This window comes from Aerosakkonema sp. BLCC-F183, from assembly GCF_041929145.1.
Classification (GTDB): Bacteria; Cyanobacteriota; Cyanobacteriia; order Cyanobacteriales; family Aerosakkonemataceae; genus Aerosakkonema.
Genome location: NZ_JBHFNU010000066.1, coordinates 28,559 through 41,884, shown reverse-complemented (window position 1 = coordinate 41,884; position 13,326 = coordinate 28,559). Strand labels below are relative to the sequence as shown.

The window sequence follows — 13,326 nt, the reverse complement described above, 5'->3', positions numbered from 1 at the left end:
ACGGACTGGCAATGCCTCCCCATTTGAGGAGCAATTCTTGTGCATTGGTAGATCCCTCACAGACTCGATCGCTCGGGAACGATGTCTCAAAAGCGAACTGCAAGCGATACTGGCAGATTTTCGGATTATTTTTGAACGCGACCCCGCTGCGCGTAACTGGTTAGAGGTGCTGTTGTGTTACCCGGGTTTTCACGCTTTGTGCTTGCATCGCATCGCTCATTCGTTGCACATCCGCAAAGTTAGTTTGATTCCCCGCTTAATTTCTCATATTGGGCGATTTTTGACGGGAATTGAAATCCACCCAGGTGCCACGATTGGCAAAGGGACATTCATCGACCACGGGATGGGTGTGGTGATTGGCGAAACTGCGATCGTCGGAGAGTACGCACTGATTTATCAAGGTGTCACCCTTGGCGGTACTGGTAAAGAAACCGGTAAACGCCATCCCACGCTGGGGAACAATGTCGTAGTCGGTGCAGGCGCGAAGGTACTCGGCAATATCAAAATTGGCGATAACGTTCGCATTGGTGCGGGTTCGATCGTGCTGCGAGATGTACCTGCCGATTGCACAGTCGTCGGTATTCCAGGACGAATTGTTTCTAAGCAGGGTAAAGGTTGTCCTTTGGAACATGGAAAGTTACCAGACCCCGAAGCAACTGTAATTCGCAGTCTAGTTTCTCGGATCGAGCAATTAGAAGAACAACTCAAAAACCTACAGGCAATCAATTCCTAACAGTATGTTTAAACCTCCGGATTCTGACACTTTAACGGGTCATATTCTCCAAGTTTCCCGGCGCGATCGCTGGCAAGTTCATCACCGTCTGCAAGAGTTGAAAATTCCCTGTTGGTGTCCGGCAGATGGTTCTTTGCGGGTCGAGATTAATAATAGCATCGAAGCTGTTCTCGTTCGCAGTACTGTGTTGCAATTCATCGCTTCTCGTGCTGAGTTAGTAGATTGGTTGCAGCGATGTTGGCAAGTATAGAGTTTAGCGTATTGGGAATCGTTAAGAGAACTCATTACTAGCTGTCAATTAATACATTAGCCACATCCTTATATTCTGGAGTAAATGAATGGCACAAGTAAACCTCAAACAATCTTTTGGACAAGTACAAGAAAATCCGATTGGATTGGGACAGGAAGTAACGGTTCCCGTTACGGAAGGATTGAATATTGCACTAGCGAGTTTGCAAGCGCTTTACCTACAATATCAAAAACACCATTTTGTCGTAGAAGGGGCAGAATTTTACTCGCTGCATGAGTTCTTTCAAGAAAGTTACGAAGCAGTTCAAGGTCACGTTCACAGTATAGGAGAACGCTTGAATGGTTTGGGAGGAACACCCGTAGCCAGCTTTACAAAACTAGCAGAATTATGTTGTTTTACCATAGAACCAGATGGAACGTTTCCGGCTCGTTCGATGGTCGAACATGATTTACTGGCGGAACAAGCGATCGTTAATTTAATTCGTCGTCAAGCAACTCAAGCGGAAAGTGTAGGCGATCGCGCTACCCGCTATTTGTACGAGCAGATTCTTTTGCAAACTGAAGATCGGGCTTTTCATTTGGCTCATTTTCTGGCAGAAGATAGCCTAATTAAATAAATTGATTTGTTTAATTTCTGGCCGATAACTGCATTTGTAAAAACTGCAATTTCAACTTTAGCTAACATTAGGAGGCTCCTCTCATGGTAAGTATGTTTTTTTCAGCAGGCTTGTTACTGTTGTGGGCGTTAATATATCAGCAGATGCTCAAAAAAATCATGGGCGATTTTGAAGCTCCGCTGAAGAAAGCTAAGCCTTACCACAAACTGACACGCATTTAATTTACAGTGCGTTGTGATGGCAGGCAACTAGGATAAAGAGATGGGAAATGGGGATTTTTTGGTTTTCAATAAAAAATTATGAGAACCGCAAGAATCGAAAAAACTTCCCATCTCTATGTAAAGGAATAAAAAGTATTGGATAAATTGAAAACGAACGAGAGAGAGGAACACTATGAATCGAGTTCAGATTAACGATACGACGCTGCGAGATGGCGAACAGGCTGCGGGTGTTGCTTTTAGCGCCGAAGAAAAAATCGCGATCGCACTTTTCCTAGATACGATTGGCGTGCAAGAATTAGAGATAGGTATTCCTGCGATGGGACGGGAAGAACAAAAAGCGATCGCTCGGATTCTGGACTTAGGTTTGCAAGCGCAACTCCTTGGTTGGAATCGTGCCGTTAAGAGCGATATTGAAGCATCGATCGCTTGCGGCTTAAAGCGAGTACATATCTCGATTCCCGTCTCGGATATTCAAATCGATGCTAAATTCCAAGGCGACTGGCGCGTAATGCTTTCCCAGCTAGAAAAAACCGTTAATTTTGCGCTCGATCGAGGTTTATATGTATCAGTTGGTGGCGAAGATTCTTCGAGAGCAGATGAAAATTTTCTCCTCGATGTCGCACTCTATGTGGAAGAATTAGGTGCATCGCGGTTTCGTTTCTGCGATACGGTCGGTATTCTCGATCCCTTCCGTACCTACGCGAAAGTAAGGGAACTCGTTTCCTTGTTAGAAATTCCTGTAGAAATGCACACCCATAACGACTTAGGGATGGCAACAGCAAATGCGATCGCAGGTGTTTTAGCAGGTGCCAAATCTGTAAATACAACTGTGAACGGATTGGGTGAAAGAGCAGGTAACGCCGCCTTGGAAGAAGTTGTGATGGCGCTCAAACAAATCTATAATTTAGATCTGGGAATCGATACGCGGCATTTTCACGAACTCTCCCGCATTGTCGAAAGAGCATCTGGCGGTACTGTGCCACCTTGGAAAGCAATTGTTGGCGAAAATGCCTTTGTTCACGAAGCTGGTATTCACGCTCACGGCGTACTGCAAAATCCCGTCACTTACGAACCGTTTGCACCGGAAGATGTGGGACGGCAGCGATATTTAGCGATCGGCAAACATTCCGGTCGGCATATACTTTCTAATGTATTCCAACAGCACGGTATCGAGCTTAATCCAGATGAAACCCAATCAATTTTAGAGCGGGTAAGAAATTTTTCTGTCCAAGTAAAACGCAGTTTAACTGTTCAGGAATTACTCAACTTGGCAAACGATAGGAGGAGCGCATAATGATATCGGATGAAATTGAGTTGGATGGCCCCCCGGCCTTTGAAATGTCCCAAAAAGTGCGGACTCGCAAATTAATTCGCAATGACGGGACTTTTCCCGGTCAAGAAATTGGTGCAACGCTAGCCAAAAAAGGCGAAGTAGGTTATATCGTTGGCATCGGTAGTTATTTACAAACCTCCTACATCTATGCAGTGCATTTTCTGGAAAGAGGTTTCATTGTCGGCTGTCGGAAGAAAGAATTAGAAATTGTGGAGTAAATCTAATGAAAGTGATGTTGCGCCGCCATACCAACGGACATCTGATCGTTTATGTAGCTAAGAAAGACTTAGAAGAGGAAGTTGTTGACGAAAGACCGGGAACTGCGGGAAAAATTTTGACCCTAGCTAATGGATGGGAGTTAGAAATTTCTGATTTGCAACAACCTTTAAAACTGCCGCAAACTGTGGAGGCTAAAAGAATCGCCTAAAATCAATCTCTACACACATGACTTACGCAAAGAAACCGGGTTTCTATGAAAAATCGTGGCTTTGGAGCAAAAGATAGACGCAGAAACCCGGTTTTTCGGAGCGCCAGTTGCGTAAGTCTTTATAAACATCGATCGCTACACATACATGGACGATGAGGAGTACAGAGGGGCGAGTCCCATCTTACTCCTTTTTCTTTTCTGGCAGATTTCGCATAGGTACGGGGCGTCCTTGATACAATTGTCGCTCCAGTTTGCCCAACCAAAACCATGCAGATCCGGCTGCCAAGGTCATCACAGATGAGATAATTGTCAGGAGAATGGCAGAATTGGCGAAAGTGAGGGCGAGGATAGGAAGGATTATCCAAGCGATCGCACCTGCAATTCCGATTCCCCATCTCATACGTTTAATATTGGCAAGTGCTTTGCGGCAACTGGCACATTTTATCGTGTGGGAATGGTAGCGATCGAGCAAAATTTCTGTAGATAATGGTGGCGACAAACTCTCACCCGGAAACGGGTCAGCTTCGTATTCATTCACCCACTTTCGCAATGACGACACGAAAGAATCTGCACGAGTTGGCAGATAACACGCCTTAGCATAATTAACACTGCCACCTTTCGCTTCCAGATAACGTTCTTGATAATGTAAGAAAATCTGATCGTCTTCCAGAACGTTGTTTTGTCCGATGTGGGAATACCAGCGCGGAGTTAGCTTAATAAACAATCCCGGCAACTTGGAAGAAAACTTAAACGGGAAACGCGCAAATACGCGACATTCTCCCTTGCGAATCGGGGTAGCGTAGACAACAGTCAGCGTTCTGCCAAATTGTTTCGAGGTGAGGTCGTGCCACATCAGGGTGGGGGCGATGAAGGTGGTGTCTTGCCGTCCCAGCTTGCCTTTGCGCGGCCCTTCTTCCCAAATACCTTTGAAGCCTTGTTTGCCAGATTGTACCACTTCCAGTTCCACTGGGGCGGCATTGGCGCGATTTCCCACAGAACGATGATGGGTGAAGGGGACGTGACTGGCGTCGAGGACGTTTTCCATCACAGTCAAGGCATCGTAAGGCAAATCCCGAAAGGTGTTGAGGCAAATCCACTCATCCGGCGATTCTACCATTGGTTCGACAATGGGGATTTTAACCTTGGGGGCATTTTCCGGCTTTCCGGGATAAACGAAAAGCAATCCTTGTCGTTCTGCTGTGGGTAGGGATGCTACGCAGGCGCGTTTGGACTCGTGAGCTGTGTGACCGGGAAGTTGTTGCGGAATGCGATCGCACTTGCCATCACCTTTGAAGGCCCAACCGTGATAAGGGCATTCCAACAAGCCATCTTCGGCTATTCTCCCCTCAGAAAGCGGTACGAGACGATGAGGACACCGATCCTCAAATGCCCGCCAACTCTGCGCTTCTCTGTCCCACCAAATTACCAGGTCTTGACCCAACAGCGTAAATTTGGTCGGCTTTGATTTGTCTAAATCTTCAATGTAGTGAACGGGATACCAAGCTTCTTTGCTGTCAAAGCGCGTGGGGTCAGTTCCACCCGCCGGCAGCTCGTTGGATTGAGTTATTTCGATCGGCTCTTGAGTCAGCATTCCCAAAACTTGTCTGGTTAGAGAGATGTTTCTTTATATATCTTAACAATTCTGCATAAGTCAGCGGTCAGCCTAAATATAGTCTATTGATATATTTCGCACTCGACTAACGCAATCCCAACTTTGCAAAACTTAGTATGATAGAGCCGATCGCAAAGTGACTTGTCATGGCTAAACTCTACTACCGAGGGATGGCAGAGGAAAACGGTAAACCTAAAGTGGGGCGTAGCGCTCGATTATTAGGAGTTCGACCTGGTATTGATAATGTTATTAGAGAAATACGAGGCTGCACTGGCAAATACTCAAAACGATTGGGAAAAAGTTAAATGAGTCGAGGCAATCAAAAGGAGAACAGCAATGTCATGGATATTTAGCTTATCGGCTGAATGTGGTACACAACAGACTGCTGCCGAGCAGTTTTCTCGCTATTTCGATCGAGTTTCTTGGGTTCTTTCAAATCATAACCAATCCCAATGTCACACCGGAATTTTTCAGGATATCGAGGATAATTGGTGGTGTCGAGTTTCTCCTAGCGCGATCGGTGAAGTGGGAATAGACACACCAGAAACCGCTTATATTATGACAGAAATCGGTATTCTTCTCTATCAACATTTACGGTTTGCTCCCAAGTTTCGCTATGCTTTAGTTGGTTTAGAAGTAGACGAGTTTAGAACCTATAGCGAGTTACTTGCAGAAACTTCTTTTCAATCTTTTCCGGGCTTAGTTTTAGCTGAAACAATTTGGCAGGAAATTGGATCGCTCCCCAGTTTTCGCTCTTTCAATTCGGGATATGTTTGGAAACCATACCAGGGTGAAGTTTATCAACCGCTAATGGTATCTTCAGATTTGAAAAACAAACTCAATGAATTGCTGAGAGTGGGGTAAATGCTACGGACGAAAGCCAGCTTCCCCCAGTGCAGTGTCAGCACAGATAAAAGGATATCTTTGAGCGTTACTCATTGTTTTCATTTTTGCTATCTTGCAGCACTTTGAGCATAGTATTTGCGGCTTCAAACGCATCGTAAGGCGAGCAAACAGGATAGGATTGTTCAGGTTTGATTAGATCTGTTTCTTGTTGGGCTAGTTCAGAGATCGAAACCTGCATAATGTAGAGCTTATCTGCACGGGTAAGCCCTTGGATAGTGGTAAGTAATTCCGGTGAAACCATTTATCGCTTCGGTAGGCCAGGTACATCTCTGTATTATATAGTTGTGTACATACCGATCGAGATCGGGAGCGATGACACGGAAAAAATCATATGTCGAAGCCGAACTCAGAAAAGCAAAAAATGGCTACCAGTCGCGAAGTATACCATCGGATTGTATGGGATGCGCGGTTGAATGCGAACGCTTTTACGATCGGCTATCGCGATCGCAGGTGGGAGGAGAGGATTTGGGAAAAACCCCTGGTAGAATGGCAAGCAGATGGAGATATTCCCTGGCATCGCATCCGCTACTTTCGCTGCCAAGATACGATCGTCTGGGATCGCGATCGTCATCTCGATCTTCTCTCTACAGATGAGTTACCGCCGGCGGCATGGGTAACGCCAGCACAAGCGCAAATAAATCCCGTTACGTCAGAAATAAATAACTCGGCTACTAGCAAATCTACAATATCGACATTTAAAGCGCGACCCGTTTACGAGTATATATCACTAAGTTGGCAAGCAGTCGATCGCACTACATCAACCAAATCAAATACTTTAAAAATAGTGAGTTTGAATGTTCTTTGCGATACCTACGAATCGGAGATTATTCAAACAGCAAAGCGTATTCCCGTTATCGCCGCACATCTGCGTTCTGGCGATGCAGATATTATCGCTCTCCAAGAAGTAACGCTACCACTACTGGAATTTTTGTTAACGCAAGATTGGGTACGCGATTACTTTATTTCGGAATCGCCCTCTGGCTCGACGCTTCCTTCTCATGGTATTCTAATTTTATCGAAGTTGCCATTTACCTTAGTCGAACATGAGTATTCACAGCACAAGCGAGTGCTGGTAGGAACTTGGCTGGTAAACGATGAGCAATTGCAGGTAGCGGCGGTGCATTTGACCAGCGATCGCGCACGCAATGCGATCGAAAAACGCACCCATCAAATCAGTATATTACTGGAATATCTGAAAACGCAACCGGGTGATTGCCTAATTGTGGGAGATTTTAATACCAGAAATGATGAACTGGCAGAAATATTGACGGCAAATAACTATATTGATGTTTGGCAGGAATTGCATCCAGAAGCAGCCGGTTACACTTTCGACCCGCAACAAAATCCGCTAGCAGCATTGATGAGTTTAACGGGAGAAGTGGCGCGATTAGATCGCATTCTGTTGCGGGATGAGGATAAGCGTTGGATACCGCAGTCGATCGAACTGTTTGCGAACGAAGCAATTCCGGATACGGAAGCAACTCTCTATCCCTCAGATCATTTTGGCATCAAAGCGGTATTGCGATCTTCGATCGATTTATTGTTGCAAACAATACCTCCAGTTTATCAAAGTGCGGTCGTAGTAATTCCACCTGCGGAAATTTGGTCACCAATTCAGACGATTCGCCGCCGTTTCGATCGCAGATTCGATCGTTGGATGCCTCATATTAACCTGTTGTACGGTTTTTTACCGGCGGAATATTTTGAGTCAGCCGCCAATGCGATCGCTCAAGCGCTAAAAGAGATAAAACCTTTTGCAATTACCCTAGAAAATTTCGCTACTTTTACACATCGTTCCAGCTGTACGGCTTGGTTGCGTCCCGTTGCCGAACCGCCATCAGCGCTGGATGAATTACAATCAATTTTACAACAAATATTTCCCCAGTGCAACGAGCAAAGCACCAAATCATCTGCCGGATTTACACCGCATTTAAGTGTCGGTCAGTTTCGCACAGCACAAGCAGCGATATCCCAGTTACCTGAGTGGTATCCCCTCACTTTTCCTGTGGAGTCGATCGCTTTAATTAGCCGCAAGGGTGACGAACCTTTCCAGGTGCGTTACTTGGTAGAGTTGGAGACAGGAAAAGTTGAATCTGTTTCCAATAAAGTTGTCAGCAATTTGATGCAAATTGCGAACCAACTGTCACCCGAACTTTCGCCAGAACAACAAACGCATCGAGAAAGTATTTTATCAGTATTACAACAAGCTTGTCAAGAGTGTTTGGGTTTTCCAACATCGTTACATTTATTGGGTTCCGCACGTTTGGGAGTGCAGACTTTGCATAGCGATATCGATGCGATGTGTTTAATTCCTGCCGATTTATCCGCGCAGGCATTTTTGCAAAGCGTGCAACAGAAATTGCAAGATTTGTGCGAAAAATCAATATTAGTAGAAGATGCCATCATGCCAGTGTTGAGGATGCAGATAGAAGGGGTTGGTCTGGATCTGCTTGTCGCTCGCACAACCCACGATATCGCTAAACTAAAACAATTACAAGCAGCGTTACCGTCAAAATTCGATCCGGTGAGTTGGAAAGCAGTATTAGGTTGTTTAGAAGCAGATGCGATCGTCCAAACTGTCACTCAGCGGCTACCCTTCGAGTCGTTCCAAAAACTATTGCGTGCGGTGCGAGGATGGGCCAAAGCACGGCAAATTCACGGTAACGCTTGGGGGTTTTTGGGTAACTTTACTTGGACGTTGTTAGCCGCTTGGAGTTGTCAGAATTATCCGCAGGATATGACATCTCCAGAAACAGAAAATTTGCTGGTACATTTTTTCCAAAAATTATCTCAACACGATTGGAGTCAGCCAATATCGCTAAGTGAAGCAGGCAGAAATTATCGCGTTTTGTCAAAAGATTGGTTACCAATTATCACAGCAATTGAACCATGTCAAAATAGTGCGCGAAATGTTTGCCGTTCGACCGCCAAAATATTGCAAAGCGAATTCGATCGCGCCGCCAAATTAGCCGCACAAGCGTTAGCCGATCGAATCAGTTGGTCAAACATATTTGAGATAATCGATTTACATACACAAACGCCACAATTTTTAGTGCTGACAGCAACAACTGCAAATGAAACTGATAGAGAAATCTACTCAGGCTGGCTGTTAGGACATATCATCGGATTAGTCATAGATTTAGAAAGACAACTCAACATATCAGTCAGACCTTGGCCGGAAATCATCATCAAAAATCACACCAGCAGTGCGATACTAGGTCTAGAAATTTCCGCAACATCCCAGCTTGTCGAAATTGAACAAATCGCCAAAAAGTTTATCGATCGATTTAATTACGATCGCATATCAAATCCCCATAATAAATGGGAGATAGTCGTGTGCGATCGAGAAACCCTTACCCAACAACTCAATTAAAATAAAAAAACCCAACTTTCCATTCTTCATCTGCGTTCATCTGCGTTCATCTGCATACATCTGCGGTAAAAAAATATCCTCATCCCACTTATCCACCAAACATGATATCAAACATTAACCCGGACTATACAAAATTACGCAACTTACTCATTAATAAAAGATGGCAAGAAGCAGATTTAGAAACCAGAACACTGATGTTATCAATTGCTGGTGCAGATAAACGCAAAGATTGCTTGCTGACCCAAGACGATATTAAAAAATTTCCTTGTGCAGAATTGCGTAAGATCGATCGACTGTGGATTCATTACAGCCAAGGACGTTTTGGATTCAGCATTATCAATAAAATTTACAATGAAGTTAACAAAGATTACGCGCAACTTGCCGAACGAGTAGGATGGCGGAATGGTGAAAAATGGATCGGCTACAATGAAATAACTTTCACTGATGATGCACCTGTCGGACATTTACCGATTACTTGGCTAGTTCCGACTTCTTTTTGGATGTATTGGCTGGCGCGTTTTGCTTCCGCTGGCTGGCGATTACTCCTGGAACGTGCGAGTAATTGTCAAATCGAATAACGACCTGACTTAAAATAAATTGACGGCTATGAAAAAATACGCTTTCCTGTTTTGGCCTGCATTATTTATTTCCTGGATGTATCCGTTGGCGCAACACGCAATCGGCCAAATCATCCCCGATGCAACGCTGCCGGTAAATTCCACAGTTACTCCACAGGGTAATACCAACTTCATAGAAGGAGGAACCGCAGCAGGTAGCAACTTATTTCACAGTTTTAGTGAATTTTCCGTACTCACAGGTACGGAAGTATTTTTCAACAATAAGCTGGATATCCAGAATATATTTACCAGGGTAACGGGTAACACAATATCTAATATTGATGGGTTAATTCGCGCTAACGGCGTCGCTAACTTATTTTTACTCAATCCAAATGGAATTATTTTTGGCCCTAACGCAAAGTTGAATATCGGTGGGTCGTTTTTTGCTTCTACGGCGAACAGTGTCAAATTTGCCGATCGCATAGAGTTTAGCACCACAAATACCCAAACGCCATTGCTGAGCGTCAACGTACCCGTTGGCTTGCAATATGGCGCGAATCCAGGCGAAATTCGCGTGCAAGGAAAAGGTCAGGAATTCGGTACTACTGGCACAAAAGAAAGTTTCGATCGCAGCTTAAATCCCCTAGAAGTTCGAGACGGCAATACTTTAGCATTAGTCGGCGGCAATGTAATTATTGATGGCGGCATTTTGCAGAGTGCCGGCGGTCGTGTTGAGTTGGGTGGATTGACAGGAGAAGGAACAGTAGGAGTAAATACTGATGTAAAGACAATTAATCAAACATCTCTACAATTTCCCGATAGTGGGATAGGCGTCTCGCCTGTCCCATTAGCAAATGTGTCAATTATCAATAAAACTGGTATTAATACGATCGGCGATCCTGGTGGTAGCATTGCCATCAGTGGCAGAAATATAGATATTTCCGGAAACAGTCTCTTGACTGCTGGCATAGGCAAAGGCTTGGGGACAACAGAAACAATCGCAGGAGACATATCTCTAAATGCGATCGCAGCTTTGACAATTGCTTCGAGTACAATAGAAAACAACCTCAATCCCGATGCTATCGGCAATAGCGGCAACATCAACATCAACAGTGAATCGCTGACCGTTACCGAAGGTTCCCTGCTGAGTAGCACCACATTCGGACAAGGTAACGGAGGAAGCATCACAATTATAGCGAGCGATCGCATCACCTTTAACGGTACGGGTAGCAACGGAGCGTCCAGCCAAGCCGCCAGCACAGTAAAAGACGAGGCTGTAGGTAATGCAGGTGACATCAACATCACCACCAAATCCTTAAACGTTACCGAAGGCGCTCTCCTGAATGTCAGCACATTTGGAAAAGGTAACGCCGGAAAGATAACTATAGTTGCTAGCGATACCGTCTCCTTTGACGGTCAAAATAGCGAAGGCGCGTCCAGCCAAGCCACCAGCAGCGTGGAAGAGAATGGCTTCGGTGATGGCGGTAGCATCAACATTACGACCAATTCCTTGCACCTTACCGGGGGTGCAGTACTGAATGCCAGTACTTTAGGACACGGTAAAGCAGGAGACATCACTATTATTGCCAGCGATACCGTCTCCTTTGATGGCGTCAATAGCAACGGTGGGCCCGGTGGAGTAGCCAGCACCGTGGGTACAAAGGAAAGTAACGCTGTGGGTGCTGGAGGTAACATCAACATTACCGCCAAGTCTGTCAGCGTTACGGGAGGCGCTATATTGGGTGCCAGCACGTTTGCACAGGGTAAAGCCGGAAATATAAATATTGTCGCCAGCGATAGTGTCTCCTTTGATGGTACGGGTAGCATCGACTCGGCTGGTGGAGCTTTGAGTACAGTGGAAGAGAATGCCGTGGGTGAAGGCGGTAATATCGATATCACCACCAAGTCTTTGAGTGTGAGGGGAGGCGCTACATTGGGCGTGACCACCTTTGCAAAAGGTAACGCCGGCAATGTGACGATCGTCGCGAGCGATCGGGTATCCTTGGATGGTAAGGCCAGCGACAGCTCGCCCACTACGGTAGCCAGCACAGCAGAAAATAGTGCTGTAGGTAATGGCGGTAGCATCGATATTGCGACAGGTTACCTTTCCATCACCAATGGTGCGACATTAAATAGTACCAGTTTGGGGAACGGTACGGCAGGAAACATCACAATCGCAGCGGATTCCATATATATGGAGAATCAGACAGAAATCAGCACGGAAACTGTCGGCGGCGATATTACCGCACAAAATCAAGCTAGTATCGGCCTGCGATCTTCCTCTTTAATATTGCGTCAAAATAGCAGGATAACTACCAACGCACAGGGAAATAATATCATCGGCGGCAATATTGCGATCGACACAGATACCCTCGTCGCATTAGAAAATAGCGATATCAGCGCCAATTCTCTCAATGATAGAGGCGGTACGGTCACCATCAACGCTCAAGGTATTTTTGGCGCACAATCGCGCACTACGGAAGAACTGCAAACCCTACTCAACACTAACGATACCAACCTTTTAGATCCCGCATTGCTCTCTACTAGCGACATCACCGCCACAGGTGCAGATTCGTCCTTAAGCGGTACCGTTACAGTCAACACTCCCGATGTTAATCCCAGTGCTGGTTTGATAGAATTGCCAGGAAATCTCATCGATGCGACTGCGTTAGTTGCTTCTTCTTGTCGCCGTGGGAATTCACCCAGAAGTCAATTTACCGTTATCGGTAGAGGTGGTTTACCGCCCAATCCCCTGCAAGCACTTGAGCCTCAAGGTAGTTGGATCGATCTAAGATTAACACCAGGGGAGCGGGAGAGTGGGGGAGTGGGAGAGTGGGGGAGAAAAGAAACTTCTCTTACTAATGGAATTGTCGAAGCTACTGGTTGGAGATACGATCCTGATGGTAAGGTTGTCCTCACCGCTAATGCTGCTAACGTTACACCGCACAGTCCCGCATTAACTCATCCTAATTGTCAGACATCTCAGAATTGAGAATTGCGAATAGAGAATACAAGATTTGATTAGGTACGTTGTTGCGCTTTAGCGCTAAAGCGCAACAACGTACTTTTTTGAATATTTTTTTTACCGCAGATGAAAGCAGATTAACGCAGATTAACGCAGATTAAAGGTGTACCACAAGCGATTGCTATCTGCTGTAAGTAATATCATCTTCGGGAGCAACGTTTCCCCAAAAAAATCTCTTTCTTATCTGCGTTTATCTGCGTTTATCTGTCTTCATCTGCGGTAAAAATTTAACCCCCTATCTCCCACATATAATTTTTCGGACTGCTTTTCTAC

At 45.3% G+C, this 13,326-nt stretch carries 14 protein-coding genes; 12 read left to right on the top strand and 2 right to left on the bottom strand.

The genetic code is table 11. The annotated features are described in order from the left end of the window. Nucleotides 1-97 precede the first annotated feature (97 nt). From cysE to nifT, 7 genes are all read left to right on the top strand, one after another. Nucleotides 98-733: a serine O-acetyltransferase gene (gene cysE / locus ACE1CD_RS19640; RefSeq protein WP_374791724.1), complete on the top strand. Its 636-nt coding sequence runs from the start codon at nucleotides 98-100 to the stop codon at nucleotides 731-733. Nucleotides 734-737: 4 nt separating this feature from the next. Then, on the top strand, nucleotides 738-983 hold the full coding sequence (locus tag ACE1CD_RS19635) for an Asr1405/Asl0597 family protein (RefSeq protein ID WP_374791695.1): 246 nt from the start codon (nucleotides 738-740) through the stop codon (nucleotides 981-983). Nucleotides 984-1,071: 88 nt separating this feature from the next. Next, the gene (locus tag ACE1CD_RS19630; RefSeq protein WP_374791693.1) at nucleotides 1,072-1,599 is read left to right on the top strand and encodes a Dps family protein; all 528 of its coding nucleotides are present in this window, start codon (nucleotides 1,072-1,074) and stop codon (nucleotides 1,597-1,599) included. 83 nt (nucleotides 1,600-1,682) lie between these two features. After that, nucleotides 1,683-1,820 carry a hypothetical protein gene (locus tag ACE1CD_RS19625; protein WP_374791691.1) on the top strand — a complete coding sequence of 46 codons (138 nt, stop codon included), beginning with the start codon at nucleotides 1,683-1,685 and terminating at the stop codon, nucleotides 1,818-1,820. Between the two features lie 172 nt (nucleotides 1,821-1,992). After that, nucleotides 1,993-3,114 (top strand): homocitrate synthase, encoded by a 1,122-nt coding sequence (gene nifV / locus ACE1CD_RS19620; protein ID WP_374791689.1) that lies wholly within the window; start codon nucleotides 1,993-1,995, stop codon nucleotides 3,112-3,114. After that, nucleotides 3,114-3,371 carry a nitrogen fixation protein NifZ gene (locus tag ACE1CD_RS19615; protein WP_374791687.1) on the top strand — a complete coding sequence of 86 codons (258 nt, stop codon included), beginning with the start codon at nucleotides 3,114-3,116 and terminating at the stop codon, nucleotides 3,369-3,371. Before nifV ends, ACE1CD_RS19615 begins: the two co-directional genes overlap by 1 nt. A 5-nt stretch (nucleotides 3,372-3,376) precedes the next feature. Further along, nucleotides 3,377-3,580, top strand: a complete 204-nt coding sequence (gene nifT / locus ACE1CD_RS19610; RefSeq protein WP_374791685.1) for a putative nitrogen fixation protein NifT — start codon at nucleotides 3,377-3,379, stop codon at nucleotides 3,578-3,580. 181 nt (nucleotides 3,581-3,761) lie between these two features. Here nifT and ACE1CD_RS19605 read toward each other — a convergent pair whose 3' ends face one another. Further along, nucleotides 3,762-5,171, bottom strand: coding sequence for a Rieske 2Fe-2S domain-containing protein (locus ACE1CD_RS19605; protein ID WP_374791683.1), 1,410 nt, complete (start codon nucleotides 5,169-5,171; stop codon nucleotides 3,762-3,764). Between the two features lie 167 nt (nucleotides 5,172-5,338). Between ACE1CD_RS19605 and ACE1CD_RS19600 the strand changes: the two genes are divergently transcribed. Both ACE1CD_RS19600 and ACE1CD_RS19595 read left to right on the top strand, forming a co-directional pair. Then, nucleotides 5,339-5,497: a hypothetical protein gene (locus ACE1CD_RS19600; protein ID WP_374826052.1), complete on the top strand. Its 159-nt coding sequence runs from the start codon at nucleotides 5,339-5,341 to the stop codon at nucleotides 5,495-5,497. Between the two features lie 31 nt (nucleotides 5,498-5,528). Beyond that, nucleotides 5,529-6,056: a hypothetical protein gene (locus tag ACE1CD_RS19595; protein WP_374826051.1), complete on the top strand. Its 528-nt coding sequence runs from the start codon at nucleotides 5,529-5,531 to the stop codon at nucleotides 6,054-6,056. 67 nt (nucleotides 6,057-6,123) lie between these two features. Here the strand turns inward: ACE1CD_RS19595 and ACE1CD_RS19590 are convergent, their stop codons facing one another. Further along, entirely contained in the window at nucleotides 6,124-6,339 is a 216-nt protein-coding gene (locus tag ACE1CD_RS19590; RefSeq protein ID WP_374826050.1) for a hypothetical protein, read from the bottom strand. A 90-nt stretch (nucleotides 6,340-6,429) separates the two neighbouring features. Here ACE1CD_RS19590 and ACE1CD_RS19585 point away from each other — a divergent pair, with 90 nt between their 5' ends. From ACE1CD_RS19585 to ACE1CD_RS19575, 3 genes are all read left to right on the top strand, one after another. Further along, nucleotides 6,430-9,471: a poly(A) polymerase gene (locus ACE1CD_RS19585; RefSeq protein WP_374826049.1), complete on the top strand. Its 3,042-nt coding sequence runs from the start codon at nucleotides 6,430-6,432 to the stop codon at nucleotides 9,469-9,471. A gap of 101 nt (nucleotides 9,472-9,572) precedes the next feature. Next, on the top strand, nucleotides 9,573-10,049 hold the full coding sequence (locus ACE1CD_RS19580) for a GUN4 domain-containing protein (protein WP_374791679.1): 477 nt from the start codon (nucleotides 9,573-9,575) through the stop codon (nucleotides 10,047-10,049). A gap of 28 nt (nucleotides 10,050-10,077) precedes the next feature. After that, a complete protein-coding gene (locus ACE1CD_RS19575; RefSeq protein WP_374826048.1) occupies nucleotides 10,078-13,020 on the top strand; it encodes a filamentous hemagglutinin N-terminal domain-containing protein in 2,943 nt (980 codons plus the stop codon). Nucleotides 13,021-13,326 lie beyond the last annotated feature (306 nt).

Excerpts from the sequence above, each read along its gene's own strand:
- ACE1CD_RS19585 (WP_374826049.1), top strand. The coding sequence starts at position 6,430 with ATGTCGAAGCCGAACTCAGAAAAGCAAAAAATGGCTACCAGTCGCGAA.
- ACE1CD_RS19605 (WP_374791683.1), bottom strand. The coding sequence starts at position 5,171 with ATGCTGACTCAAGAGCCGATCGAAATAACTCAATCCAACGAGCTGCCG.
- ACE1CD_RS19630 (WP_374791693.1), top strand. The coding sequence starts at position 1,072 with ATGGCACAAGTAAACCTCAAACAATCTTTTGGACAAGTACAAGAAAAT.
- ACE1CD_RS19590 (WP_374826050.1), bottom strand. The coding sequence starts at position 6,339 with ATGGTTTCACCGGAATTACTTACCACTATCCAAGGGCTTACCCGTGCA.
- ACE1CD_RS19635 (WP_374791695.1), top strand. The coding sequence starts at position 738 with ATGTTTAAACCTCCGGATTCTGACACTTTAACGGGTCATATTCTCCAA.
- ACE1CD_RS19580 (WP_374791679.1), top strand. The coding sequence starts at position 9,573 with ATGATATCAAACATTAACCCGGACTATACAAAATTACGCAACTTACTC.
- ACE1CD_RS19615 (WP_374791687.1), top strand. The coding sequence starts at position 3,114 with ATGATATCGGATGAAATTGAGTTGGATGGCCCCCCGGCCTTTGAAATG.
- ACE1CD_RS19625 (WP_374791691.1), top strand. The coding sequence starts at position 1,683 with ATGGTAAGTATGTTTTTTTCAGCAGGCTTGTTACTGTTGTGGGCGTTA.
- nifV (WP_374791689.1), top strand. The coding sequence starts at position 1,993 with ATGAATCGAGTTCAGATTAACGATACGACGCTGCGAGATGGCGAACAG.
- ACE1CD_RS19575 (WP_374826048.1), top strand. The coding sequence starts at position 10,078 with ATGAAAAAATACGCTTTCCTGTTTTGGCCTGCATTATTTATTTCCTGG.
- ACE1CD_RS19595 (WP_374826051.1), top strand. The coding sequence starts at position 5,529 with ATGTCATGGATATTTAGCTTATCGGCTGAATGTGGTACACAACAGACT.
- nifT (WP_374791685.1), top strand. The coding sequence starts at position 3,377 with ATGAAAGTGATGTTGCGCCGCCATACCAACGGACATCTGATCGTTTAT.
- ACE1CD_RS19600 (WP_374826052.1), top strand. The coding sequence starts at position 5,339 with ATGGCTAAACTCTACTACCGAGGGATGGCAGAGGAAAACGGTAAACCT.